This is a genomic window from Lacticaseibacillus parakribbianus (genome assembly GCF_025490915.1).
Taxonomy (GTDB): domain Bacteria; phylum Bacillota; class Bacilli; order Lactobacillales; family Lactobacillaceae; genus Lacticaseibacillus; species Lacticaseibacillus parakribbianus.
Window position 1 is genome coordinate 141,926 of record NZ_JANQBA010000006.1, and the last position, 24,252, is coordinate 166,177.

Genomic DNA, 24,252 nt, shown 5'->3' on the forward strand with positions numbered 1-24,252 from the left:
CGGTTGAAAACTCATCTCGGTGCTCCTCTGCTGGATTAATCGAGGCGAACCTCGTGTTGGGTTCTGGCCGACTCGTAGATGCCGCTCAGAATCTTCATGATGGCAATGCCGTCTTCCGGCGGTGCAATGCTCGGCCGGTGCGTCTCGATGCAATCGATGTAGTGATTGATTTCGTTCACGAACAGCTCATCGAAGCTCGAAGACGCGTTCATCGCGAAGTTGTAGTCCATCAGGTAGCCGTTGTTCTCCGTGAACATTTCCACCTTGGGGAAAATCGTGGCGCCGGCCTTGGTGCCGAAAATCTGCACGTTGCCGCCCTCCTGCTTCAGGTGCATGTCGTACGAATCCTCCACCTGCATCACGGCGCCGTTGTCGAATCGGACCAGCGCGGTGGCGAAGTCCTCGACGTCGTACTTCTTTTCGATGCCCGAGTCGGCCGGCTGGTAGCCGTGGGGATCCTTCAGGTACGGGCGATCACCGATGGCGTGGAAGGTCGCGCCGTAAACCGACACCGGCTTGGGGTTGCCCATCAGGTACCGCGTCAAGTCGATGAAGTGAACCCCGAGGTCGATCAAGGGACCGCCGCCGGAGTAGGCCAAGTTGCTGAACCAGCTGCCCGGGTTACCGTTGCGCCGGTAGTATTCGGCCTTGGCGTAGTACATGTCACCGAAGAAGCCTTGGTCGGCGAAGTCCTTGAGCGTCTGGCACTCACGGCTGTGGCGCTTGGCAAACCCGATCATCAAAAGCTTTCCGGCCGCGTCGGCCGCGGCCTTCATCGCCACGGCCTGCTCCGGGTTCATCGCCATCGGTTTTTCGCACAGCACGTTTTTCCCCGCGTTCAGGGCCGCGATGCTGGCCGGAGCGTGTTCGGCGTTCCAGGTGCAGACGCTGACGGCATCCAGTTCCTCGAGCTTCAGCATCTCGTTGTAGTCCGTGTACAGCCGCTCAACGCCGTGTAGCTTACCCTGTGCGATCAGCCGCGGTTCGTTAATGTCACACAGCGCGTACACCTCAACGTGTGGGTTTTGCTTGTAGGCCGCCAGGTGCAGCTGCGCGATGCTACCAACGCCGATAATCCCAATTTTAATTGTCATGTTCTCGCCTCCGAGCCCTTAGCTCATGTGTGTGCGAAGGAAATGGACGGCATCCCGGATGTCTTGCTCCGGATTGTCCCCAACCTCGCGTTCAATCGTCAGGTAGCCGGTGTAGCCAACGTCGGTCAGCGCCTTGAGGTAGGCCGGCCAATCGACATCACCCTGGCCAAGTGGCAGCTCCGCGTAAGTCAGGCCGGTCGGGGAGTCCGGCTTGGTCAGCATGCGCCCGTCCTTGGCGTGGGTGTGGACAATGTAATCCTTCAGCGTGTAGACGGCCGCAACCGGGTCATCGCCGGTCACCATGCAGAAGTTGGCCGGATCCAGGTTGACGGAAACCCCTTTGCTGCCGAGGCCGTCGAGAAAGTCCTTCAACACCAGCGCCGGCTCCGGACCGGTTTCAACGGCGAACCGGGCACCGGCCGCCACGGCGTAATCCGCCAGCTCTTTGCAGGCATCGTGCATCACGGCATACTCGCGGCTCAGCGGATCGCTTGGCACCACCCCGATGTGTGTGGTCACAATGTCGGTGCCCAGGTCCTTAGCCAAATCGACGATGCGCTTGGACTGCGCGACGGCCTCGGGATTGCGGCTTGCATCCCCAAAGCCGGTGCCCAGGTCACCGCACAGCGCTGAAATGCCAAGCCCGTTATCGGCGATCAGCTGCTTCAGGTCGCGCCGCTTCTGCGGCGTCAGCTGCTGCGGCGTCATCTCACCGCGAACCACGTACATCTGAACGCCATCCAGGTCGGCCGCCTTCGCCTTTTTGATCGAGTTTTCAATGGTGTCACGGTACGATTCAAGCAAAACTCCTACAGGAAAATGACTCATCTTGTTCTCCTCCGTCTCGTTAGCGCTTACAATTTGTCGACAAGCGTGGCCAGGTACCGCTGATTGGCGGCCGCATCGGCCATCTGAGTGGGTTCCGCCACGTCATGCTCAATCACGAGCCACTCAATCTCGTGCTGCTTGGCGAACGCAACGCAATCCGCGAGCGGAATGACGCCGGTCCCGAGGTTCGTGCTGACCGACAGATCCGGCTTCATGTCCTTGATGTGAAACTGGCTGATGCGGGCCGCATGGGCGGCCAGCCAAGCCTTGAGGTCCCCGCCGCCGCTGGTCAAAAGCCCGACATCCACCTCGAGGCTCACATCCGGCACCGCCGCCAGCATTTCGGCCAGAATGTCGGTGTCGCCGTGGAAGCAAACCTCGTTGGCGTGGTTATGGTACATCAGCTGCATGCCGCGTTGGCGAATCTGTGGGGCCAGCGCGTTGAGCTGGGTGAAGAAGTGCCGCCAGCCGGCGACGTCCTCGAAGTTCATGTACGGAATGATGATCCGCTTGTTGCCCAGCACCGCCTCGTAGTCCAGCGTGGCCGCCAGCTGATCTGGGGCCAGCCGGTCAAAGCCGATGTGGCTGCCTGCAGACACCAGCCCGATCTCGTCCATCGCGGCCTTCAGCACCGGTGCGTCGACGCCGCGGTAGCCAGCGAACTCAACGCCGTCGTAACCCATGTCCTTCAGCCGCCGCAACGTGCCGATGAAATCCTCGTCACACGCGTCGCGAACCGACCAAAGCTGCAAAGCTATTTTCATAACGATTCCTCCCGTCCTTCGTCCAACTGCTTACGCGCGATATATTCTTGGTAGTCCCGGTACACCTGCTTGGGGCTCGCACCGCCGAGGTCGCACAGGCTGTCCGGTGCGTTCAACAGGCCGGTGTACTGGTAGCCGAAAACGTTCTCCACTGCGTCGTAAATCTTGATTTCCTTGATCAGGCTGTCGATGTCCTTGGGAATCAGGCCGGTGTCTTCGAACGGGTAGGCGAAAATCTCCATGTCGACCCACAGGTGGGTGTTCGCCTCGTCGCAAACCGCCTGAATGGCCGCGAGGTTCAAGTGCTCCAGGTCTCGTGCGAAGGCGAACGGCAGCAGGATGTCGACGTTAACCAGCACTTGGCGCCACGCCGGCAGAAACTGCTCGAAGCGAATGTTATTCGGGGCCAGCGCAATCGGTTTCGTCGGGGCCAGCTCCTTGATGAACGCCGCGAATTCAGCGAAAAAGGTCACCACATCGTGCCACGCCGCCTTGTGAGCCGGCGCATAATCGTCGTAAAAGCTACCCGGCAGCTCCTCAGAGATGTAAAAGGCGTAAAACGACGGATGATGCCCGTACTGCTGGTACAGCTCGGTGGCCACGCGCTTGTGCCAGCGCAGCGATTCGGTGGAGAAGTCGAACCAAGCGAACAGCCCGACCCCAACGAACACCTGCATATGGTACTGATCCGCCGCCGCCAAAATCACTTCAAGCGGGTCCTCGAGCGCCAACCCCGTAAACCGCCGCGGGTAAAGTTTGGATGGGTAAAACGCTGCACCGCCATACGTCTCCACGGTGTCCTGATGCGCGAAGACGTAATTACTGCTGTCGAACACGTTTTGAATCACAATCGCCTTGACCCCGATTGCGCTCATGCCGCGAATCTGGTCACGCCACTGCGCGGCCGTCAGCGTCTTCAGCTCCCGGTTGAAGTGCCGCGCCTCCTGGTCGCTCCAATGCACCAAGGAAATCCAGCAGCCGTCGAGCTGCCGGGTGGACCGCACCGGCGAGGCAACCACCTCGTAAGGAATCTCGCGCCTGAAGCCGTCGCCGGTCACCGTGATGACAAGCTCGCCTCGCACCCCGCCCAAGTCCAGGCTGAAGTACTGGTAAGCCGCCGAAGCCGCCAGCGCATAATCTGTTGACTTGAGCTCACGCCCTTGCTGGCTCAGCGTCACCGTCAGCCGATTGGCCGTTGGGCTGTACACCTTCAGTTGCGGCGCCACCTGTTGGGCCACCCGGAAGCCGGGCATAATGGTTAGTTCCACTGTTATTCCTCCGTTACACTTGTCGCCGCGGTAGCATCACGGCCATCCGTCCGGCCGCGAGCGGTTCGCGACCCTTTTGCGACGCCCAACGACGACGATCTCACTCACACCCCGGACAGCTTGCTCGGGCTGATGATGCGGCCGTACTGCGCGTTACTGAGCGCATCATCCTTGTAGCTGTATCCGATGTCGTACGGCAAAAGTGCCTCTTCAAGCTCGGAAATCGTCGTTGTCGGCTGAGCCAGCCAGCGCGTCAGCACATCAACCACCGTGTTCGCGCGGCTGATCAGGCCACCGTAGCGAATATCCATCACTTCCCACCCGAACGGCTTGTAATCCGCATGCCAAAGCGCGTAATGCGCCTGCTTGAGCTGCTCCAGGGCCGGAATCAGCTGCTTCAGCTGGGCGATCTGCTCACCGATTGCCGCCGTGTCACCGGCGTGGTAGGCCGCGCGAATGGCCGGGCTGATTGGTGCCTTCAGTGCCAGTACATCGGCCAGCTGGGCGTAAAACGTCAGCATCAGCGACTTGTTGCGCAGCGGTGCCAGCCGCGAAGCCAAGTCGCGGTAATGCCGCGGCAGATCCATTGTGGCGAAGTTCACATCGAACATGCTCAGCAACAGATCCTGGTACAACAAGCACTTGCTTGGATTGGAGCTGCCTAGGTTGTCCGCCCCGATGCCAGGCGTCTCATCGAACGCCTGAAGCATCAGGTAGTCCTCCGCGTCATCATCCAAGAACACCTTGAAGTCCTGCTTGGCGTGGTCCAGCGTCGGCGCCGGGGCAAAGTCGTGCTCGGCAAACAAGGCCAGGCCAAAGTCCGCCGTTCGAATTGAGGTTTCCTGACCATCGTCACCCCACATCGTCGCGTAGATTTCTTGAACGCCCTTGGCCTCACACGCCGCCAGCGCCGCTTTGGTGTCGACAATGGTTCGCCCGTAGTTCGGTGCCACCCCATTCCACGTCCAGATGCCTCCGGCAAAGGAAATATTGTCGGAAAGCTCGGCGTGTTTGGCCAGCATGGCCTCGTAGAACGACGCGTCGTCGTGGTAGTAATCCCAGTAGGTCAGCCCGACGGCCGGAACACTGGCGCGGTCTTCCTCGGTGAAAATCACCGTGGGATCGTAGTACCCGCCCGTCTCGGACTTGGAATCAAAGAACATGTCGCTCCAAATCATCGGCTCGAAGTTGTACTTGGCCGTGATCTTCAGTACCTCGCGCAGGTGCTGGGTCATGATCTCGAACTTCTCGTGGAAACCGTTTTGCTGCTGGTAAATGCCACTACCCAGGTTCCAGGCCTCATCCATGCCCAGGTGCAGCTTGCGACTTCGGAAGGCCTGGCGCAGAGTGCTAATCAGGGCATCGATGAAGCGGTAGGTCTTCTCCGAGCCGACCAACAGGAGCTCCTGGGTGTCCTTGAAGCCGTTGCTGAATCCCCACTTGAGCGGGTTGGCCAAGTGGCCCAGCGTCTGAATGGCCGGAATCAGCTCGATGTGCAGTGCCGCGGCGTAGTCATCCATTTCTTTCAGCTCGGCCAGCGAGTAGCGGCCGCGCAGGTAACCGAAGTACGGGTAGGCCGGAACCTCATAGACGTCTTCCATGTACAGCATGCAGCTGTTGAGACCCAGCCGCGCCAGGCGCTTCAGCAGGTTCTTGACGGCCGCAACCGTCATCACCCCGTTGCGGGACATGTCGACCATCGGCCCCACGCTGTCGAACCGCACGCTTTCGCGAACGGTCTCGCCCGGGGCCAGGCTCAGCCAGCGCAACAGGCCGCGCACGATGTAGCTCGGTGAGCTCACAGTAATTTGATTACGGTCCCCTTTTTCAACCAGCAGCTCCCGCTCGGTCGTCTGCGCCAGCGTCAAAAGCGTTCCGCTCTCGTCTGCGCGAACGCCCAGCTCCTTCAAAAAATCACGGTTGGCTTCGATGAAGTCCTCAAAGCCAACAAAGTGAATGCTTTGCATGATGTGCCTCTCCTACGATTAGTGTGCAAAGGTGACGTTGCAGTAAAGTTCAAACAAACGGTTCCACGGGAAGCTCAGCTCAATATCGAACTGGCCGTCAATGAACACGGTTGGCAGGTACTCGTGCGTGAGGTCGCGCAGCTCTGCCGCCATCCGCGCCGTCAGCGCAGGTTGCTTGTCGTACAGGTTAAAGTAGTTGATGCCCAGGGCCTTGTCCGGCTCGTTTTTCTCGATTTTTTGAATCTCGTCGCGAATGATGGCCTGGTAAAAGACATCATCCAGCACCTCCGAGTACAGGTTCTCGCGATGCGCCTTTTCCTCGCAGTCCAGAGCGAAAATCGCCTCGGACAAGGTGCTGCCCAGGGTGTTGCAGTTGGTGTTCCAGCCTCGGTAGCTGAGCAAGTGACTCATCATCGTCGGGTCCTTCGCCAGCAGTTGGAACAGCTGGAAATCCGCGCCATTGGAATACGCTGCATCACATACCGCAATGCGCTTGCCCTCGCTGGCCAGTGCCTGAATGGCGGCGACGAAGTACGGCAGGTTGCGGTTGCGGTCGTAGCTGATCTCGTGAGCGGTGAACTGGGAAGCGGCCTCACCCATGCGCTTGCCGGCTGTGTTGTAGGCGAGCACGAAGTCGGCCTGGTTAATGTCGGTGGTCAACCGACTCCCAGTGACCAGGACGTGGGACTTCAGGCTTTCGCCAAGCTCACGATCCTCGTAACCCGGAATGATGAACGGACCATTGATTGAGGTGAACTCAACGTAAATCTTGGGCTGGGCGAAGCGACTGCGGTTGACCGCCCGGGCAAGCAAATCATAGCCGACCTCATCGGCCCCGGGGTAGATCAGAATCTGGTCGCTCAAATTCAGATTGCGAACCATCGGGTAAATGTCTTTTTGGTCCATCGCGGTGAAGCCAAGCTCGTGCGAGTCGTCCTGTGGAATCACCATGAAGTCGATGGCTCCGGCCTTCACCAGCTTGATCAGCCGCTGCGTGACCTGCTTGTTGAACTTGCGCCGCGTGGTGAAGTCCGTAATAATCTCGGCCGGTACCTCCGCCTTGATTTTGGCAAAATCAGCCTGCTCCGACTCGCTGATGGTGCCTCGCTGAGTGAGATCGATGAACGCCCCGTACTGGAAGATCCGACGGCCGTACTCCTCGTAGTAGTCGGGTTCCTCTTCAGCGCTGCTGTACTGCGGCGTCCGCATGATCATGCTGGACAGATAAACCACCAGCTGCGGGTTTTGCTGCTTCAGCGCGGCGACCCGGTCGATGAACGTATCAATCTCGGTCTCTGCCTTGTGGTGCAGCCGCGACGGAATCAAGCCGCCGTACATCAGCATTTCGGTCGAAAGAATGGCGACATCCGACTCCGCCACATGGGCCGTCACGAACTGCCATAGGGCATCGGTGTCGGCCGGTGTCTTCTTGTGCGGGAGAATGTCTGCGGCCGGTGACACGACCTTGACGCCGTTGACGGTCTTAACGGCTCGCAGCGGGTAAGCGTAGTTGCACGGCCGTTCATCCAAAGGAACATACAGAATTTGCATAACGATAACCTCACCTGTTGAATTTTAGGAATAACATCTTTCCGTAAATAAGCCAGATCTTCGTCAATTGGGGGACAATTCGCGAAAATCCGGCTTATTTTGACACGCGTCCGGCGGCCTAGACCTAGCCGAAGATTAGAGCCTCTGCCGTCAGTCCCTTGTAGAACGAGACGACTTCGGCGACGATAATCCCAGGCAGGAAGAAGAGCCCGAACACGAAGTTAGCAATCGAGAATTCAAAGGACGCAACCAGGAGAACGAGAAGCAAAAGCAGCTTGACCAAATGACGTGCTGTGTAATTGGCAAAGGCCAAAACATCCATCACAAAGCTGTGGTGCGACTGGGTGCTGCCTGCAAACAGCCAGTACAAAAGCGTCAGCAGAAACATCCCCAGGGCATAGGTGCGAATCACCCGTGGTGCCAGCGCAACCGCGGAGAGCCGAACGGGAACCACCACGAAGGCCAGCCAGTAACCCAGCGTCAGCAGGTAGAGTACCCGCTGACGACGCGTCGGCCGAAACTGATCTTGGCTGTCGCGAAAGGCATCGCGGAAGCGGCCGTAACGGTGCGAGGCCACCTTCTCGTAGGCGCCCACCAGCTGCACCGCGTTGGTGTAGGCGTGACGCACGAACAGTGATTTGATCAGATGAAGCCAGAAGGTCATGCTGACGCAGACCAGGAGGTAGATTTTCTCAAAGCCAAGAAGCAGCAAGTCATTCAGTCTTTTCATCTATTTCAGTCCAAACTTTTGGCGATCATCGGCGGCGAGCTTCTTCAGCGTGGCGTCGATCTTCTTGTCACTGGTCTTGTTTTGCACGAAGTTGGAAAGCTGGGTGATGTAGCCACTTTCAACCTCAGTGAACGAGCTGATGTACGGGTTAAGCTGAACTGGGCGACCGGAGTTGATTTCGTCCATCAAGACGCTGGCGTGTTCCGGTGCGTAGTCAACCTTGGCCATGTCGTTCACGTTGGACTTCAGCACGGACACCGCGCCGAGCTTGTCGCCTTGAATCTTCTGACCGCGGCCATAGGTCAGCCACTTCAGCAGCTTCCAGGCCTCGGTCTTGTGCTTGGTCTGGCTGGTGATGGCGATCTGCTGCTGGTTGGCGATCAGCTTGCCGGCCTTGCCGCGAGGGAAGGTCGTGATGTCCCAGTTGAACTTCGCGTTGTCCTTGAAGTTCTTCCATTCCCAAACCCCGCCGGACTGCATCGCGGTTTTCTGCGCCAAGAACGCATTGTTGACCCCTTGCATCTGGGCGGCGCTTGGCTGGTAGTTGTACTTGTTGACCATGTCCCGGTACATCTTGGCGAACTTGAGACTCTGGGCATCGTCAAACGTAATCTTGTTTTTCAGGTTAACCAGGTAGGAACCGGACATCGACAGCAGTGAAGCCATCGTGTTCATGTCGGTCAGTGCGAACTGCACGGTCTTGCCGTTTTGAACCTTCTTGAACTTGTCGGCGATCTTCATGAAGTCGTCCCAGGTCCAACCAGGCTTTGGGTAGGCCACGCCGGCCTTGTCGAACATGTCCTTATTGTAGGTCATGAACGTGGTGGAGTAGTCGCGCGTCATCCCGTACTGCTTGCCGTCGACCTTCCCGAAGTCCATGACCCCGGGGACCAGCTTGGAGGTGTCGATGTCTTTCTTGACGTACTCGTCAAGCGGCAGCAGCAGGCCTTCGCTGACGAACTTCGAGAACGAGTTCGGCAGAATCCAGGTCAGATCAGGCAGTTTCTTGCCGGCCGCCATGGTCATGAACTTTTCGTTGTACTTGTTGTAGTCGGCGGTCACCTGCTCCACCTTGATGCCGGTGTCCTTGGTGAACTCATCGAAGACTTCCTGTTCGCGCTTCGCGTTCCCTGGGTCGACGTTCCAGGTCATAATCTTCAGCGTCGGCTTGGTTGCGTTCTTGGCGCCGCCCGACTTGCCGCCACTCCCGCAAGCCGTCAGCAACAGCGTCAGCGCGACCATGCCCATTCCAATCCATGCACCTTTTTTCATTATATCTCTCTCCTTAATTGGTTTACTTACCGGTACTCCCGGTGGTTGCAATACCCTCAATAAAGTACTTCTGACCAATAAAGAACACGATGATAACTGGAACGATCACCATCAGGCTCGCCGCCATCAGCGGCCCCCAAGTGACGTTCAGACTCCCCTTCAGCTGCATAATCCCGAGTGCCAGCGTGTACTTGCTGGTGTCGTTCAAGTAGATCAAAGGCGTCATGAAGTCGTTCCAAAAGCCCATAAATGATAACAGCGTGACAGTGATAATCGACGGTCTAGAAAGCGGCACCATAATGTGCCAAAAGATGCCGAACACCCCAGCCCCGTCGAGGTACGCCGATTCCTCAAGCTCACGCGGAATGGTGAGGAAGAACTGACGCATCAAGAAGATGTAGTACGCATTACCGAAGTACGAACCCAGCACCAGCGGCACGAAGGTGTTGACCAGGTTCAGGTTCGAGTAGATCAGATACACTGGAATCATGGTTACCTGCGTCGGCAGCATCATCGTCGCCAGCAGCAGGACGAACCAGACGTTTTTGCCCTTGGCCTCCAGTCGCGCAAAGCCGTAAGCGACCAGGGTCGACGAGCAGACCGTCCCGATGACCCCAAGCACGGTGACGAACACCGTGTTCTTATAGAAGGTGGCGAACTCAATCAGCTTGAAGACCTCGCCGAAGTTCTTGAAGTCCCAGACCTTGGGGAAGACGCTTGGCGGGAAGGCCATGATTTCGTTTTCCGGCTTCAGTGCGGCGAAAACCATCCAGATGAACGGGAACAAGAAGACAACCGAGAGCAAGACCAGCAGCGCGTAGGTCACAATTTTGGTCACACGGGCGGTGTGCTTTTTGCTGTGCAGCTTCGCCACGTGTTCCGATTTAACATGATTAACGGTACTTTCCACGACACGACCTCCTCTCAGTCAACCTCGTAGTACACATGCTTGCCCACAACCTTGAACTGAATCAGGGTCACGATCAAGATGATGACGAACAACACCCATGCCAGCGCCGACGCGTAACCCATCTTGAAGAACGAGAAGGCGTTTTGGTAAAGGTAAACCACGTAGAACAGCGCGGAATTATTCGGACCACCCTGCCCGTTCCCGACGATGTAGGCCGTCGTGAAGATCTGGAACGAGCCGATCAAACCCATGATCAGGTTGAAGAAGATCACGTTCGAGGTCATCGGAATAGTGACGGTGAAGAACTGACGAAGCTTGCTTGCGCCATCCAGCTCGGCCGCCTCGTACAGCGCCTCGGGAACCTGCTGAAGCCCGGCCAGGTAGATGATCATCCCGCCGCCGGCACCCCAGAGGCTCATGATGATCAACGCCGGCTTCACCATCGTCTCGCTCAGCAGCCAGGTGGAAGTCGGTAGATGGAAGAACTCGAGAATCGAGTTGGCAATCCCGAAGTCCGGCTGGAAAATCAGCACCCAGAGCAGCGAACTGGCCACCGCCGGCACCAGCGACGGTATGTAGAAGATGGTGCGAAACAGCTTCATGAAGTGGACCTTGGCATTCAGCAGGTAGGCCAGGAGGTACCCGACAATCAAGCCCAAAGGCACCCCGAAGACCGTGTAGATCAAGGTGTTCCACAGCGCCTTCCAAAACAGCGGGTCGTGCATCAGGGCCTTGTAGTTATCCAGCCCGACAAAGGTGGCGGTGCCAATCCCGTTGTAATTCGTGAAGGACATGTAAAGCGAGTAGAGCATCGGCCCTACCGTGAAAATAAAGAAGCCGATCAGCCAGGGCGAAATAAACAGGTAGAAATACTTAGCTGAGTTCTTGCCTCTCATAAACTCCTCCTCCTCGTTCATTCTGATAGTCGTCCAATCCGCGCGAAAGTGAAGCGCTTACTCACGGTTCGCCATCATGTTAGCAGACGAAAAAAATTATTTCAACCGTTTATTTTAGAAAATATTTTTTCGTAGTGTTAAAAACAGACGCGGTGCCAGAAGCCGCAAGGAAAGCCGGCCAAACCGAAGACCCGAAGTTTCTTTTTTTGTGATTTGTCACGTATTCGGTTTTACAAATGCCCTTAATTCGGCGTTAATTCGTCTTCAATCATGTTACATTTTTTTCAATCCGCCAAAGAGCTGGCGAGAATTACTACGCTAGTCTTCCCGAAAAGTGACTGGATTGGGTACCAAGTCACATTTTTGCGGCAAATCTGTGTGCCGGATACGCGGTAATTTTTGCCAAATTTTTCTAGTTGAAATAATTTTTGTCAAGTGCTATGTTTTAGTCAAATGTTGCAGCTAAAGGAGAATACAAAATGAGTGTGATGACGTCGATTCATCGCGGGCTGATTGTTTCTTGCCAGGCATTGGCCAGCGAACCCCTATTCGGATCGGAAATCATGGCAAGGATGGCGATCGCGGCCAAGCAGGCCAAGGCGGTAGGCATCCGGGCGAACACCGTTACGGACATCCAGGCGATTCAACAGGTCGTGGCGCTGCCAATCATCGGCATTATCAAGCGTGACTACCCGGGCTCCAAGGTGTACATCACCGCCACCGCGAGGGAAGTAGACGCGCTGGCGGCCTGCCACGTGCCGATCATCGCTATGGACGCCACGACGCAGCCCCGCCCCAAACAAAGCCTGGCGCAGCTTGTCGCCTACACGCGTGACAAGTATCCAGACGTTTTGCTCATGGCCGACACCTCGACGCTAGAGGAGGCCATCAACGCCGAGCACCTCGGTTTTGACTTTATCGGCACCACGCTGCGTGGCTACACGGATTACACCCGCGGCCAAAACATCGCCGACCACGACTTCGCCTACCTGCGAGACGTGCTCAACACGGTTCACACCCCGGTCATCGCGGAGGGTAACATCGACACGCCGGAGAAGGCCAAGCTGGTGCTGTCGCTCGGCGCCTACTCGGTCGTCGTCGGCGGCGCCATCACCCGGCCCCAGCAAATCGCCGAGCGCTTCGTCAAACAGATTGAGACCCTCAAGCAGGAGGCCTAGACCCCCGCGGATCAAGGACGCCAGGCGTTTGTGAGCCCGTGGGAGCGTTCAAGGTGGTATGATAAGCTGACAACTGATTTACCAAGTTCGTGCCGGACCACCGGCAGCTCGGAAACTTCCACACCACTCGGAAACTTCTACACCATAAGAGGAAAAGAGGGCCACCATTGAACATCCTTGAAGAGATCGAAAAGAGCTACAATTCGTTTGCACCGAAGGAACGCACGATTGCCATGTTCATCATCCACAATCCGAAGCTCGTTCAATCCATGACCATCACGGACCTAGCCGCTCGCGCTCACTCGTCCATCGCCTCAGTCACCCGCTTCTGCAAAAAAATGAAGTGTGCCAACTACGCCGATTTCAAGATCAAGCTGGCCGTGTCGACCGCCAATGGCGATGCGGCGAAGCAGAAAGATCCCAGCCACACCACCCTGACGCAGGTCAACGAGTTCTATAAAAAAGTGGTGCAACACACCATCAGCTCCGTCGACGAATCCGTCATTTTGCACGTCACCTCGCTAATTGCCAACGCCAAGCGCGTCTACGTCTTCGGCATCGGCAGCTCGGGGCTCACCGCCCTGGAACTGCAGTCGCGCCTGTCACGAATGGGCATCGTCGCCTTCGCCTGCACGGACGGCGACGCAATGCGCATCGCCACCGCGCTGCTGGGTCAAGACGACTTAATCATCAGTATTTCTAACTCGGGGAACACCCCTGAGATCATCCAAAGCGTCAAGATTGCGCGGAAAAACCACGTTCAGATCGTGTCATTCACCAGCTTCTCTCAAAGTCCCTTGACCGAGCTCAGCGACTACACCGTGTTGGTCTACAACTCCCTGTTTTTGGACAACGAGTCATTCATCAACACGCAATTCTCCCTACTTTACGTCGTCGATGTGCTGTCGGTTTACCTGCTCGAGGATCCCCAATACTCTGAAAACATGCGCCTGACCATCGAGGCGGTGCATGAACCCAAATCGCTGTAACAACGTCAATCATTCAGGAGGCAATCATGTCAATCCAGATTTTCGGTCACCGCGGGTATCCCGCCCGTTTTCCTGAAAACAGTCTGGCCGGGTTCCGCTACGCCGTAAGCCACGGCATCGACGGCGTCGAAACCGACGTTCACCGCACCGCCGATGGCGAGCTGGTAATCATGCACGACGAGTGGATCGATCGCACCAGCTCGGGCCACGGTGCCATCAAGGACTACACCCTGGCGCAGCTGCGCGAGTTCCACTTGGCCAACGGTGAGCCGATTCCGACGTTCAAGGCCTTTCTGGCGGCCGTCGCCGATTCCTCGGCGCTTTTGGACATCGAGTTCAAAACCACCCGCTACCGCTACGAAGGCCTGGAAGCCCAAGTGCAGGCACTAGTCGAGCAGTACGGCGTCGCGGCGCGAACCGTCTACTGCTCGTTCAACCCGGACAGCCTGGTCGCCATTCACGCGATTGCGCCGCAGATGCAGCGCTGCTTCTTGACGGAAGGCACGGTGCTGCCGAGCTGGGGCACCATCGGTCCGCTGACCGACGTGCTGCACCCCGACCGCTACTTTGACGACCTCGACTTACCGCAGCGCGTCTGGACCATCGATGACCCGTGGCAGATGCGCCGGCTCAGCCTCCTGCCGAATGTCACCGGGCTAATCACCAACCACTTCGAGGAGGCCCAGGAAATTCTGCGACTCGAATCCAGATAATCTATTCTTGCTCGAGAATACATCAAAGGCCCGATTCATTTGAACCGGGCCTTTGATGTACATTGAATTAAACTGGCTAAGACTCTAATTTTCGATAGACCTTTTGATAAATGATCCCCGTCAACCATGCCGCCGCACCGGCCGCACCGAAAGTATAACCGAACAAAACAGTCACAACGCCTGGAACGCCAGCCATGAGAACTAGGTAGACAGGTAATCCATTCACAAGGAGCAGAAGTAGCGCCGCAGCCGGGTGTTGGACTAAAATCACCAACGCATTACGCCATATTTGCTTAACGTTACCCTGATACCTTGCCTGGTACAAACAAGCGCATTGACACAGGGCAAACAGTCCCGGAATACCTATGCACAGTGTGACCAGATACAACGGCCGCACCATGATGGGTACGATTGCCATGCTGGCAACGCTGCCCATTAACGCAACTACACCTATTACCTGAAGAATAGACGGAACCACTGCTTGCCGCGCATTGCTTCGAAAGTAATGCCAGAAAAGTGAGAACACATGACCTCCCCGCTCACGGCGGCAATACTGAGCAACATTGGCCCCTGCGATTTGACCAGCAGAAATCGTGACGATAGGGACGCTTGCGATCAAGACAAGTAGATTTATGATGAGTAAATTCGTTAAGTTTTCCAAGACTCGAATTGTCTTACTATTGTAGCCTAACAGGCGTTGCATCTCATATCCCCCTGGCAAATGAATTTGGCCGCAGTTATTCCTTCAGAGAACCGAGCATTACTCCCTTGTTAAAGTACTTCTGAAGAAATGGATATAGCAACATAATCGGAAGCGTCGAAACCACGATAGAGGCATACTTCATCATTTCGGCTAGCTGTTGCAGTTCTGCTCCTAATTGACCGGTCGAATTCGCCGAAATCTGCTGATTGGTAATCAGAATTTGTCGCAGGATCAGCTGAAGGGGCTGTAACTTCTCATCTTGCAAATAAATCAAAGCGTTAAACCATTGGTTCCAGATGCCGACCGCTGTCCAAAGTCCCAGAACAGCGATGATTGCCTTGGATAAGGGAATCACCATTTCGAAAAAGTACCTAAACGTGCCGGCGCCATCTATCTGCGCAGCCTCCCATAGACCTTCCGGCATACTTTGTTTGAAGAAAGTTCTAGCCACAATGATGTTGTACGAAGAAACAGAGAATGGAATAATCATCACCCAAAAGTTGTTCAGCAATCCGACATTTTTGACAACCATGTACGTTGGAATGAGGCCACCGCCGACAAACATCGGAATTACATAGAGAATCGAGAGCCATTTCTTCCCGAGTAAGTCCTTCCGGGATAGTGCATACCCCGCTGGAAGATTGACGATAAGGGAAAAGGCTGTGCCGAGAATTGTATACACAATCGTGTTAAAGTAGCTCCGCCAAATCGTATCGCGATCAAACAGCGTCTTGTATCCTTTTAATGTCCAGCGTGTAGGCCATAGAAATACCTCCCCGTTAGCAACGTCAGAAGGATTGCTGAAGGATGCAATGAGAACAAACCACATCGGGTAAAGAACCGCTACAATCATAAGAATGGCCAAAATGTATATCGCAACTTTGAACACTTGATCACGTTTTGATAAACGGACCACTGCAGATTTTCTTTTTTTAAACATGGCACGTCCTCCTAAAACAGACCTGTGTTCGTCAATTTCTTGGACAGCCAGTTGACGGCAATCAAGAGCGTCCCGTTAATTAGCGTGTTGAAGAGACCGATAGCTGTCGAAAGACTGTATTGCGAATCCTGAAGACCGATCTTATATACATATGTCGAAATAATCTCGCTATGAGACAAATTCAAGGAGTTTTGGAGGAGTAAGACTTTCTCAAAGCCGACATTCAAGAGGTTGCCCACACTCATAATCAGTAGAATCATCATGGTAGGCAGAATTAGTGGCAAGTCAATTCGAACGATTTTCTGCCAGACCGTCGCACCGTCCATCGTTGCGGCTTCATAGTACGTCGGATCAATTGCAGAAAGCGCCGCGATATAGATAATACTGTTCCAACCCACATGCTGCCAAACGTCACTCCACACATAAACATGTGCGAAGTTGCTGGCGTTAGACATAATGTCGGGAAGCTTCACCCCAAAAAGGTGAAGAAAATTTGCAAGGAGTCCCGTCTGTGGAGACAAGAACAGCAAAATCATCCCGCACATGACCATTGTACTGATGAAGTGTGGGAGATATGTCACTACCTGGAAAACCTTCTTGAATCCTTCACGACGAATCTGGTTACACATAATAGCGAGTGCAACCGGCAATGGAGTGTTGACAATCAGGCTATATACGCTCAGTACTAGAGTATTTTTAATCGTAAGCAGAAATTGATATGAGTTGAAGTACTGTTTGAAATTGTCCAGCCCGACAAACGGACTACCAGAGATTCCTAGAATCGGTGAATAGTCTTGAAAGGCCATTATCAGGCCATAAATTGGAAAATAGGCAAATATGACAAGCAGAATAAGTGAAGGCAGCAGTAGTACGTATAGGGGTAAGCTTGTTTTGAACTTCCTTCTGATTTCCCGTGTTCGTAGATCCCTACTAGTGGGAATATTGGTCGATATCTCCGTTCTGACATCCATTAGACTTCCTCCTTTTTCGCCACACAACCCAGCATACGGCCGCAAATTCTAGTAATAACTAACCCTATTTCAGACAAATAATGCCTCCGCCATTACCATAATCTGCAAGGAAACGACCAAGAAACTCGATTCACATACAGCCTCTGGCAATACGGAAGCATTACGCGTCCAGAAATTCATTCCGAATATTACAATTTTTTAAGGTTACTTCAGGTTATCTTGCCACCGCGCATACGCCGCATTTTGAATCTTCATAAACTCGGAAAGTCCCATTGCATTGAGCTGTTTTTTGTAGTTATTCCAATCTTTTTCAACGCCACCCTTAGTGATCCATTGCGCTCGCTTCTGCGTCACAAACGTATTAATATCAGTTGTCAGTTTGGCGGAAGTCTTTAATTCCTCAGGGGTATACATAACATTAGGAAAACCAGGAAGCGCGTATTTACGATACTTTTTATCAATTGAAAGTTTGGCGTAATCACTATTTGCCTTGTCGAATACCAGTCGCTTCTCGAAATCTGGTTGCATGTACTTCATTCCGTTATCTCGAAGCGCATTTTTCCATGCAAACATATCTGAGGAGCCGGTCTTCGGTTGTAGAACCTGAATATCGCCGTTCGCAAGTTTCTTTGTCCCAACACCAAATGAACCATACATGGTTTGGGCCGTGGCATCGTTTGTATAGAACGCGTCTGCCCACTTCATCAACTTTTTAATGTTCTTTTTCGTTGTACCTTTGGTGACAACTAACTCATTTCGATTATAATTCAGCCGAGTTGGATCCGAGTTTACGTATCGTCCGCCATCTTCGCCAACCAATGGTGGTAGTGCCTCGTATTGATCAGCATTAACCCCAAATTCAGCATCTGCTGTCCACATAACTGCCGCACCATAAATTGGTGTTTTGCTCTGCTTTTTCGCGGTTACTTGAGCGCCGTCTGCAGTAAAGAATTGAGGATCAATCAGCCCCTCTTTATATGCACTGTGCATTGCCTCAATAGCCGCCTTATAGCGATCCGTTGTGGCCTGAAAAATCGGTTTGTCATTGTCCATCACAATGTTATCGGCAATGCCGCCACCAAACGGAGAGAAAATCTTGAATGGAAGCACAAAATTCAAAAGAATCTCGGAAGACATACCTGAAGACCCACCGCCATACGGGATTTCATCCTTTTTACCGTTACCATTTGGATCTCCATCACGGAAGGCCCGCAGTACCTCAATAAACTCCTTATAAGTGGTTGGCATCTTCATTCCGAGTTTATCAATCCATTTTTTATTAATGAAGATTTGATTCCCGACCAGAGGACGTGGCGCCAACTTATTAGGCAATGAGTAGATGTGTCCATCGGTCGAGGTACACATTGCCTTTAACGTCGGATCTTCCTTAAAGGCTTTTTGAAGATTTGGCATGTCCTTGATATAATCATCAAGAACAACAAAGGCGGCTTTGTTCTTCTCGACATCTTGATCAGTTAACGTTGCATGTCCCAAAAAGGCATCTGGAAGTTTACCGGAAGACAATGTGACAGATTTTTTATCTCCCCAGTCAGACCCTATGACCACATCCCACTTGAGCTTAATTCCTGCCTTCTTCGCGGCCTTAGCCACGAACCCTTTTTGAAAAGCGTCGCCCCAGTCCTGATTTCGCGCGGTTAAAATTGTAAAAGTGTTTTTGTCACCAGTTTTCTCGTTCTGGCTACTCTTTCCACACCCGGCTAAGACAAGTACTCCAAGTGCTGCTGCACAAAACATGATTTTTCGATTCATTTTGTCCCCTCCAGCAGTATTCTCTGTTCACGCCTACAGAATTTAAATTCCCGCGGTTTCTTCTGTATGCGCTTACTATAACTTCTAACTGTCATGTTAAAATCTCGAAATCAGCTCATTTATTCTCAATTTTTAGTCTTCGAAACTTGAGGGGCGGGTATCCGGTTTCTTGCCTAAAAACTCGATAAAAAGTTTGCAAACTGGAAAAACCTGCTCGCATTGCTACCACATCGATTGCCTGAGAAGAACAGCTCAACAGATACTTAGCCATATTAACCCGATACATCGTCAAATACCGGGTAAAAGTTAAACCTGTTGTCTGCTTAAATCGCCGAGAGAAATACTCAGCAGAGTACCCTGCTGCATTTGATACTTGACGTAGTGTGACATTTTCTGCGTAATGTGCCTGTATATATTGCATCGCCTCTTGAACCAAAGCGAGTGACTCAGTCGCATCTCTAACTTTTGCGGCATTAGAGACGCTGTAATCAGTTGGAGCTCCTACGACTAGGCACTCAAATAGTTGAATATAGTTCGAAAAGAGAATCAGGCGGTCAGCGGACTGGGTTTGTGCATCTCTGAGACGATCAAGAATCAGTCGAAATTTCTGTGCCTCTACAGCTGACCAGTTCACGCTATACGAATTTCGTGTTGCAAAGACATCTGTAACTGCTGCAAATGAGTAACCAGTTTGTGGAGAAGCAAAGAGACTTGGATGTATCCAGAATACTAATCGTTTCGACTTCTTGGCAGGCAAAAAATAATGTGAGACGGCTGATGAAATGATATAGAATTCACCATTCGCGATTTCAACCACTCCAGATTCAAGTCCCAACGGTACAACTCCGCTCAGCGCATAAATAATCTCAATCTCAATATGCCAATGCGGAGCGATTGCTGAATCGCCTGTGCCATCAAAGACCTTAACTGGAAAACTGGGATCTAGCCCGGGAATTTCAACGTAGCTTGACATATACAAACCACCTTCGATTCATTGTTAAGTTGACACGTCATCTGTTGTAATCGCTTCATTTCGTATTCACTATATATGCAAAGATTGAGTCTAAACTCTCAGTTCATGACCTTTTAGGTTCAAAACTTGTCACAGAGAATCTCATCCCACTTATTAGAGATGATTTGTAATTTCTCTGTTCGAAACCGCTCAGTCAGTCCTTTACACCTCAAAAAGTAGGCATGCTTACTGCAAAAAAAAGTCGGATGACTCTGATTGAGTCATCCGACGCTTCAAACCGCATGTGATGAATACCTGCGTCAAGAGAAGGCTACAGTGTCACGGCCGCCACCGCACCACCGTCATCCGCCGAGCGAACCTCGGCCTCGGCGATCTGGATGGTTGTCATGGTCGAACTCAGCGGCAGCCGCTCCTGCGGGTCGCGGTCGTTTTGGACGCAGTCGATGAAGAAGCGGATCTCGTTGTAGTAGCCATCGTTTTCGTCAAGCGCCGGCTCGAAGCTGGCGGCGCCGTACGGAAAATCGGTCACCTTGCCGTTCTCGTAGCGGATGGACCCGTGCTCGAAGTCGACGCGGAAGCGCATCTCGAAGCCGTAGTCGTCGGAGTTGATGGTCCAGTTGTCCGAGGCCTGAATCACGCCGCCGGTCGGGTAGATGTAGTTGGTGCTGACGGCATCGTAGCCACTGGTTTCAATCACGTTTTGGCCGCTGGTCGCGACCTTGGCCGGAATGCCGAACAGCCAGTTAATCGTGTCGACGTCGTGAATGTGCTGGTCCAGCAGGCAGCCGCCGGCCAGCTCCTTTTGCATCATCCAGTTGTTCCAGGACCACCGCGGGGTCGTGCCACCGCGATAAAACGATGCGTTGACAACGCTGCCGTAGTGGCCGGAGTCAACCGCCTCTTTGACGTAAGCGTAGGCCGGATGGAAGCGTAGACACTGCGCGACCATCACCTTTTTGCCCGTTTCCTCGGCCGCCGCAATCATTTTGGCGCAGTCGGCGCTTGAGATCGCCATCGGTTTTTCGCTCAGCACGTTGACGCCGAGGCGCATCGCCTGAACCGCTAATGGGCTGTGGGTGTAAGTCGGGGTGACGAGGTCGACGTAATCGAGGTCTTCATGCGCAATCATGTCGGCCATGTCGGCGTAAAAATTGAACTGCGAAAAGTCGACGTCGCCGGCCACGCCGACCGGCAGATTGCCGGCGACCAGGGCCCCCTTGCGCTTCTTGGGATCCACGTCGCAAATCGCAACCAGCTTCACATCCACGCCTTCTTCTTGCAGGCGCAGGTAGTTCCTCAGGTGGCCGTTACCCATGAAGCCCAGGCCGACCAGTCCCACTTTAATCGTCATAATAATCCTCCTTCGAGTCTGGAATACCTGTAGAATACCCGCAAAAGCGCTTGCAAAATGCCGCAATCGGCTAGGAAATGTCTGATATCGGCCACACCGTTGCGCATACGCTTACACCGGCTCGTTGAGCGTCCATAATGGGCGTGACGGATGCGGCTAAGTCCTGGCGCCGCATCCCCGAACCAGACCCGAACAAGGAGGACTAACATGGTAACCATTGGACTAAACACGGGCTGTGCCCCGACCGACATGCCGCTGGCGACGATTTTCACCCGGGCCAAGGCGGCCGGGTACGACCACCTGGAGCTGGACATGGTGGCGGCGACGCCCCAGGCCCAGGCGCTGGGGCTGTTGACGGAGGCGGTCAGCGACGCGGCGCTGGCTCAGATGGCCGCGCTGAGTCGCGACGCGGGACTGGCGGTGTCGAGCGTCTCGACCGGGCTGCACTGGCAGGCCGTTTTGAGCAGTCCGGACGCGGCGGTTCGGGCCCGGGGTATCGCGGTGGCCAAGCGCATGATCGACGCGGCTCAGGCGGTCGGCGGCGACACGGTGTTGATTGTGCCGGCGGTGATTGACGCCGCCACGGACTACCAAGCCGCCTACGACCGGGCCCAGGCCTCGCTTACGGCGATTGGCGACTACGCCAGCGGCACCGGCGTGGCCGTCGGGGTGGAAAACGTGTGGAACAACTTCCTGATGACGCCGCTGGCCATGCGGCGGTTCATCACCGAGCTCAACCACCCGGCCATCGGTGCGTATTTCGACGTCGGCAACGTGCTGCAGTGCGGCTTCCCCGAGCAGTGGTTGCACGTTTTGGCCGAGCTGGTGCTGAAGGTCCACGTGAAGGACTTCCGCACAAGCATCGGCAACATCCAGGGCTTCGTGCCGCTTTTGGCCGGCGACGTGAACTGGCCGGCGGTGATGGCGGCGCTGCGAGACATCGGCTACACCGGCGCTGTCACCGCCGAAGTGCCCCCTTACCGCTACTGCGCCGATCAGGCCATCGACGACACCGCCAACGCGCTGCGGCGGATTCAGGCGCTTTAGCGACCGGTGCCGCGCATCCCCACCGGTGCCGCATATCCTACCGGTGGGGTGACACCCCCCAGCTTCACCGCGCGGCCGCCACGCTTTCGTGGTAACATGGCTTTGGAAGCAGTTGCTACTCGCTGACAAATCCAGATAGATCGGAAGCGCGACATGCCTAAATACGAAGTTCACAATCAACTCAAAAACGTTTTGCACTCGGACATCTCCCGGGAGGAGAAGTTCCGGTACCTGGCCGGCTACTACTGGAAGGCGGCCGCGGCCATCGCCGTCGCCGTGGTCTTGGCCGGCTACTTCGTCTACACGCAGGTGACGGCCAAGGGTCAGGCCTTCAACATCGGCGTGTTCGTCAACGTGGCCAACGACGACGCCCAGCCCGGCGTCAAGAAGCAGGTGGAAAAGTGGGTCACCTACGACAAGGACAAGGATAACTTGGTGGTCACCTGGGACACCATTTCCCAAAGCTCCGCCGCGATGCAGCGGCTGGTCGACGGCATCGCCGCCAGCGAAATCGATCTGGCCGTGGTGCAGCCCAAAATTTACCGCAACTATCAAAAGCAGGGCAGCGTGGCGACCCTGCCGCTGAGCAAGGCCCAAGTGGCCAAGTACCGCACCAAGCTGATTTTCAAAAACGGCAAGGCGACCGGCGTCTACGCCGGCAAGCTGCCGCTGTTCAAAAAGTACGGCCTCACCAACCAGGTCATGTTCTTCTCTGCGGCGTCCAAGCACCGCACCGTGACCCAGAAAGTGCTGGTCAAAATGCTCGCACAGTAGCCAAGACCCGACTTGCGGCGCCTTTCCCGGCTCGCCTAGGTCACGACGGTCACGTCGCGTCTGCTGTGCGGCTCACAACATAGGAGGCACGACATGACCAAACCCCGCGTCCTGCTGCTGGGCGATTCGATGCGCATGGGCTATCAAGAAGACCTGCGCCGCGAACTCGCCCCGGTGGCCGAGACCCTTTTCTCCCCGGAAAACGGACGAGACACCACCTTCACGCTGTGGCAGGCCAACCAGCTGCTGCACGAATACGGCGACGTCGATGTGATTCACTGGAACAACGGCTACTGGGACATGAACCCGGAGCCGCCGATGCTGGAGCGGCTGCACCCGCTGCCCGAGTACCGCTACTTCTTGACCCGGCTGGCGGAGTTCCTCGGCCAACACACCAAGCACCTGGTGTTCGCCACCACCCTGCCGGTGCGTTACACCGGCCACGCCGCCGACAACACCGGCATCGACATCGACATCACCTACGACGACGCGGTGGTGCGAGCCTACAACGCCGCCGCGCTGCCGATCATGCAGACGCACGGCGTCGCCATCAACGACCTTTACCACTTCGCCTTGCAGGACCCCAACTACTTCAAGGGGCCGGACCGGCTGCACCTCAGCGCCGAGGGCAACCGCCGAGTCGCCGCTCACACCGCCGCCTTTTTGCGGCAGTACCTGTAAGCGGCGAGCCGCAGCCGTCCCCGCTTCGTGTACCATTTTGTACGTTTTCAACGGCGGCCCCGCGTGGCCGCCGTTTTTGGTTACCTCGCCTGAGCCGGTCTGCTGTTTTTTCTTCCATTCTGTGTTAGAATCAGGCATAATCCACGCACGGAAAGGGAGACTGACATGGCAGACACGATTCGAATCGCGTACCTATATGAAGACCTGATGAACACGTACGGCGACAGCGGCGATGTGAAAATCCTGCGCTACTGGCTCAACCGCGCCGGTTACCCGGTGACCGTCGACAACATCAGCCTCGGCGCCGACTTCGACGCGATGCAGTACGACTTCGTGTTCTTCGGCGGCGGCCAGGACTACGAGCAGACGGTGGTCGCCAAGGACCTGCCGCGGCTGCGCGACACCCTGCGCGACTACATCGAGGCCGGCAAACCGATGCTGGCCATCTGCGGCGGCTACCAGCTGCTCGGCAGCTACTACATGACCTCAAGCGGCACCAAGATTCCGGGGCTGAGCATTTTGCCGCTTCACACCGTGTTCAAGGCCGACGCCCGGATGATCGGCGACACCGAGTTCGAGACCGAATTCGGCACCGTTCGCGCTTTTGAGAACCATAGCGGCCGCACCTACTTCGACGACGCCGACAAGCTGCAGCCGCTGGGCAAAATGGTCAAGGGTTACGGCAACAACCCGGACGACGGCGTCGAGGGCATGCGCTACAAGAACACTTTCGGCAGCTACGCTCACGGGCCGCTTTTGCGCAACGAGAACATCGCCAAGGGCATCACCCAGCTGATTTTGGCCCAACGCGCCAAGGTTGTGGCGTAACAGGCCACACAACAGGCCACGCAAAAAAGGGACCCCTCACCGCACAAGACTGTG

23 protein-coding genes are annotated in these 24,252 nt (G+C 55.1%); 7 read left to right on the top strand and 16 right to left on the bottom strand.

Translation table 11 applies throughout. From position 1 onward, the window contains the following. Positions 1-35: 35 nt before the first annotated feature. The 10 genes from NUH19_RS07120 to NUH19_RS07165 form a co-directional block, all read right to left on the bottom strand. Entirely contained in the window at positions 36-1,094 is a 1,059-nt protein-coding gene (locus NUH19_RS07120) for a Gfo/Idh/MocA family protein (RefSeq protein ID WP_262315858.1), read from the bottom strand. A gap of 18 nt (positions 1,095-1,112) precedes the next feature. Continuing rightward, positions 1,113-1,898 carry a sugar phosphate isomerase/epimerase family protein gene (locus NUH19_RS07125; protein ID WP_262315859.1) on the bottom strand — a complete coding sequence of 262 codons (786 nt, stop codon included), beginning with the start codon at positions 1,896-1,898 and terminating at the stop codon, positions 1,113-1,115. Between the two features lie 50 nt (positions 1,899-1,948). After that, positions 1,949-2,686: a sugar phosphate isomerase/epimerase family protein gene (locus NUH19_RS07130; protein ID WP_262315860.1), complete on the bottom strand. Its 738-nt coding sequence runs from the start codon at positions 2,684-2,686 to the stop codon at positions 1,949-1,951. Next, positions 2,683-3,954: a DUF4434 domain-containing protein gene (locus NUH19_RS07135; RefSeq protein WP_262315861.1), complete on the bottom strand. Its 1,272-nt coding sequence runs from the start codon at positions 3,952-3,954 to the stop codon at positions 2,683-2,685. The genes NUH19_RS07130 and NUH19_RS07135 overlap by 4 nt, the downstream gene beginning before the upstream one ends. 104 nt (positions 3,955-4,058) lie before the next feature. Next, complete coding sequence (locus NUH19_RS07140) at positions 4,059-5,921, bottom strand: beta-N-acetylhexosaminidase (RefSeq protein ID WP_262315862.1); 1,863 nt, start codon at positions 5,919-5,921, stop codon at positions 4,059-4,061. 18 nt (positions 5,922-5,939) lie between these two features. Beyond that, the gene (locus NUH19_RS07145; protein ID WP_262315863.1) at positions 5,940-7,472 is read right to left on the bottom strand and encodes a DUF4127 family protein; all 1,533 of its coding nucleotides are present in this window, start codon (positions 7,470-7,472) and stop codon (positions 5,940-5,942) included. A gap of 124 nt (positions 7,473-7,596) precedes the next feature. Continuing rightward, complete coding sequence (locus NUH19_RS07150; protein WP_262315864.1) at positions 7,597-8,202, bottom strand: hypothetical protein; 606 nt, start codon at positions 8,200-8,202, stop codon at positions 7,597-7,599. After that, complete coding sequence (locus tag NUH19_RS07155; protein ID WP_262315865.1) at positions 8,203-9,474, bottom strand: ABC transporter substrate-binding protein; 1,272 nt, start codon at positions 9,472-9,474, stop codon at positions 8,203-8,205. It lies immediately after the preceding gene. A 22-nt stretch (positions 9,475-9,496) separates the two neighbouring features. Beyond that, positions 9,497-10,384, bottom strand: a complete 888-nt coding sequence (locus NUH19_RS07160; RefSeq protein ID WP_262315866.1) for a carbohydrate ABC transporter permease — start codon at positions 10,382-10,384, stop codon at positions 9,497-9,499. A gap of 14 nt (positions 10,385-10,398) precedes the next feature. Continuing rightward, positions 10,399-11,280 (bottom strand): carbohydrate ABC transporter permease, encoded by an 882-nt coding sequence (locus tag NUH19_RS07165; RefSeq protein WP_262315867.1) that lies wholly within the window; start codon positions 11,278-11,280, stop codon positions 10,399-10,401. 479 nt (positions 11,281-11,759) lie between these two features. Between NUH19_RS07165 and NUH19_RS07170 the strand changes: the two genes are divergently transcribed. The 3 genes from NUH19_RS07170 to NUH19_RS07180 all read left to right on the top strand — a co-directional run bounded on the left by NUH19_RS07170 (position 11,760) and on the right by NUH19_RS07180 (position 14,160). Continuing rightward, the gene (locus NUH19_RS07170) at positions 11,760-12,458 is read left to right on the top strand and encodes an N-acetylmannosamine-6-phosphate 2-epimerase (protein WP_262315868.1); all 699 of its coding nucleotides are present in this window, start codon (positions 11,760-11,762) and stop codon (positions 12,456-12,458) included. A 167-nt stretch (positions 12,459-12,625) separates the two neighbouring features. Continuing rightward, on the top strand, positions 12,626-13,447 hold the full coding sequence (locus tag NUH19_RS07175; protein ID WP_262315869.1) for a MurR/RpiR family transcriptional regulator: 822 nt from the start codon (positions 12,626-12,628) through the stop codon (positions 13,445-13,447). Positions 13,448-13,473: 26 nt separating this feature from the next. After that, positions 13,474-14,160: a glycerophosphodiester phosphodiesterase gene (locus NUH19_RS07180; protein ID WP_262315870.1), complete on the top strand. Its 687-nt coding sequence runs from the start codon at positions 13,474-13,476 to the stop codon at positions 14,158-14,160. Positions 14,161-14,236: 76 nt separating this feature from the next. Here the strand turns inward: NUH19_RS07180 and NUH19_RS07185 are convergent, their stop codons facing one another. The 6 genes from NUH19_RS07185 to NUH19_RS07210 all read right to left on the bottom strand — a co-directional run bounded on the left by NUH19_RS07185 (position 14,237) and on the right by NUH19_RS07210 (position 20,868). Next, positions 14,237-14,863: a YesL family protein gene (locus NUH19_RS07185; RefSeq protein WP_262315871.1), complete on the bottom strand. Its 627-nt coding sequence runs from the start codon at positions 14,861-14,863 to the stop codon at positions 14,237-14,239. A gap of 34 nt (positions 14,864-14,897) precedes the next feature. Beyond that, complete coding sequence (locus NUH19_RS07190) at positions 14,898-15,803, bottom strand: carbohydrate ABC transporter permease (RefSeq protein ID WP_262315872.1); 906 nt, start codon at positions 15,801-15,803, stop codon at positions 14,898-14,900. A gap of 11 nt (positions 15,804-15,814) precedes the next feature. Beyond that, positions 15,815-16,774 (bottom strand): ABC transporter permease, encoded by a 960-nt coding sequence (locus NUH19_RS07195; RefSeq protein ID WP_262315873.1) that lies wholly within the window; start codon positions 16,772-16,774, stop codon positions 15,815-15,817. Positions 16,775-16,978: 204 nt separating this feature from the next. Beyond that, entirely contained in the window at positions 16,979-18,544 is a 1,566-nt protein-coding gene (locus NUH19_RS07200) for a type 2 periplasmic-binding domain-containing protein (RefSeq protein WP_262315874.1), read from the bottom strand. A 115-nt stretch (positions 18,545-18,659) separates the two neighbouring features. Then, the gene (locus NUH19_RS07205; RefSeq protein ID WP_262315875.1) at positions 18,660-19,517 is read right to left on the bottom strand and encodes an AraC family transcriptional regulator; all 858 of its coding nucleotides are present in this window, start codon (positions 19,515-19,517) and stop codon (positions 18,660-18,662) included. Positions 19,518-19,827: 310 nt separating this feature from the next. Beyond that, the gene (locus tag NUH19_RS07210; RefSeq protein WP_262315876.1) at positions 19,828-20,868 is read right to left on the bottom strand and encodes a Gfo/Idh/MocA family protein; all 1,041 of its coding nucleotides are present in this window, start codon (positions 20,866-20,868) and stop codon (positions 19,828-19,830) included. Positions 20,869-21,075: 207 nt separating this feature from the next. Between NUH19_RS07210 and NUH19_RS07215 the strand changes: the two genes are divergently transcribed. The 4 genes from NUH19_RS07215 to NUH19_RS07230 all read left to right on the top strand — a co-directional run bounded on the left by NUH19_RS07215 (position 21,076) and on the right by NUH19_RS07230 (position 24,198). Beyond that, positions 21,076-21,915 carry a sugar phosphate isomerase/epimerase family protein gene (locus tag NUH19_RS07215; protein WP_262315877.1) on the top strand — a complete coding sequence of 280 codons (840 nt, stop codon included), beginning with the start codon at positions 21,076-21,078 and terminating at the stop codon, positions 21,913-21,915. 153 nt (positions 21,916-22,068) lie between these two features. Beyond that, a complete protein-coding gene (locus NUH19_RS07220; RefSeq protein ID WP_262315878.1) occupies positions 22,069-22,689 on the top strand; it encodes a hypothetical protein in 621 nt (206 codons plus the stop codon). Positions 22,690-22,782: 93 nt separating this feature from the next. Then, the gene (locus NUH19_RS07225) at positions 22,783-23,370 is read left to right on the top strand and encodes an SGNH/GDSL hydrolase family protein (protein ID WP_262315879.1); all 588 of its coding nucleotides are present in this window, start codon (positions 22,783-22,785) and stop codon (positions 23,368-23,370) included. A 165-nt stretch (positions 23,371-23,535) separates the two neighbouring features. Further along, entirely contained in the window at positions 23,536-24,198 is a 663-nt protein-coding gene (locus NUH19_RS07230; protein ID WP_262315880.1) for a type 1 glutamine amidotransferase, read from the top strand. Positions 24,199-24,252: the final 54 nt, after the last annotated feature.

Excerpts from the sequence above, each read along its gene's own strand:
- NUH19_RS07195 (WP_262315873.1), bottom strand. The coding sequence starts at position 16,774 with ATGGATGTCAGAACGGAGATATCGACCAATATTCCCACTAGTAGGGAT.
- NUH19_RS07220 (WP_262315878.1), top strand. The coding sequence starts at position 22,069 with ATGCCTAAATACGAAGTTCACAATCAACTCAAAAACGTTTTGCACTCG.
- NUH19_RS07215 (WP_262315877.1), top strand. The coding sequence starts at position 21,076 with ATGGTAACCATTGGACTAAACACGGGCTGTGCCCCGACCGACATGCCG.
- NUH19_RS07180 (WP_262315870.1), top strand. The coding sequence starts at position 13,474 with ATGTCAATCCAGATTTTCGGTCACCGCGGGTATCCCGCCCGTTTTCCT.
- NUH19_RS07145 (WP_262315863.1), bottom strand. The coding sequence starts at position 7,472 with ATGCAAATTCTGTATGTTCCTTTGGATGAACGGCCGTGCAACTACGCT.
- NUH19_RS07155 (WP_262315865.1), bottom strand. The coding sequence starts at position 9,474 with ATGAAAAAAGGTGCATGGATTGGAATGGGCATGGTCGCGCTGACGCTG.
- NUH19_RS07120 (WP_262315858.1), bottom strand. The coding sequence starts at position 1,094 with ATGACAATTAAAATTGGGATTATCGGCGTTGGTAGCATCGCGCAGCTG.
- NUH19_RS07150 (WP_262315864.1), bottom strand. The coding sequence starts at position 8,202 with ATGAAAAGACTGAATGACTTGCTGCTTCTTGGCTTTGAGAAAATCTAC.
- NUH19_RS07140 (WP_262315862.1), bottom strand. The coding sequence starts at position 5,921 with ATGCAAAGCATTCACTTTGTTGGCTTTGAGGACTTCATCGAAGCCAAC.
- NUH19_RS07200 (WP_262315874.1), bottom strand. The coding sequence starts at position 18,544 with ATGAATCGAAAAATCATGTTTTGTGCAGCAGCACTTGGAGTACTTGTC.
- NUH19_RS07230 (WP_262315880.1), top strand. The coding sequence starts at position 23,536 with ATGGCAGACACGATTCGAATCGCGTACCTATATGAAGACCTGATGAAC.
- NUH19_RS07205 (WP_262315875.1), bottom strand. The coding sequence starts at position 19,517 with ATGTCAAGCTACGTTGAAATTCCCGGGCTAGATCCCAGTTTTCCAGTT.
- NUH19_RS07170 (WP_262315868.1), top strand. The coding sequence starts at position 11,760 with ATGAGTGTGATGACGTCGATTCATCGCGGGCTGATTGTTTCTTGCCAG.
- NUH19_RS07210 (WP_262315876.1), bottom strand. The coding sequence starts at position 20,868 with ATGACGATTAAAGTGGGACTGGTCGGCCTGGGCTTCATGGGTAACGGC.
- NUH19_RS07225 (WP_262315879.1), top strand. The coding sequence starts at position 22,783 with ATGACCAAACCCCGCGTCCTGCTGCTGGGCGATTCGATGCGCATGGGC.
- NUH19_RS07190 (WP_262315872.1), bottom strand. The coding sequence starts at position 15,803 with ATGTTTAAAAAAAGAAAATCTGCAGTGGTCCGTTTATCAAAACGTGAT.
- NUH19_RS07130 (WP_262315860.1), bottom strand. The coding sequence starts at position 2,686 with ATGAAAATAGCTTTGCAGCTTTGGTCGGTTCGCGACGCGTGTGACGAG.
- NUH19_RS07165 (WP_262315867.1), bottom strand. The coding sequence starts at position 11,280 with ATGAGAGGCAAGAACTCAGCTAAGTATTTCTACCTGTTTATTTCGCCC.
- NUH19_RS07185 (WP_262315871.1), bottom strand. The coding sequence starts at position 14,863 with ATGCAACGCCTGTTAGGCTACAATAGTAAGACAATTCGAGTCTTGGAA.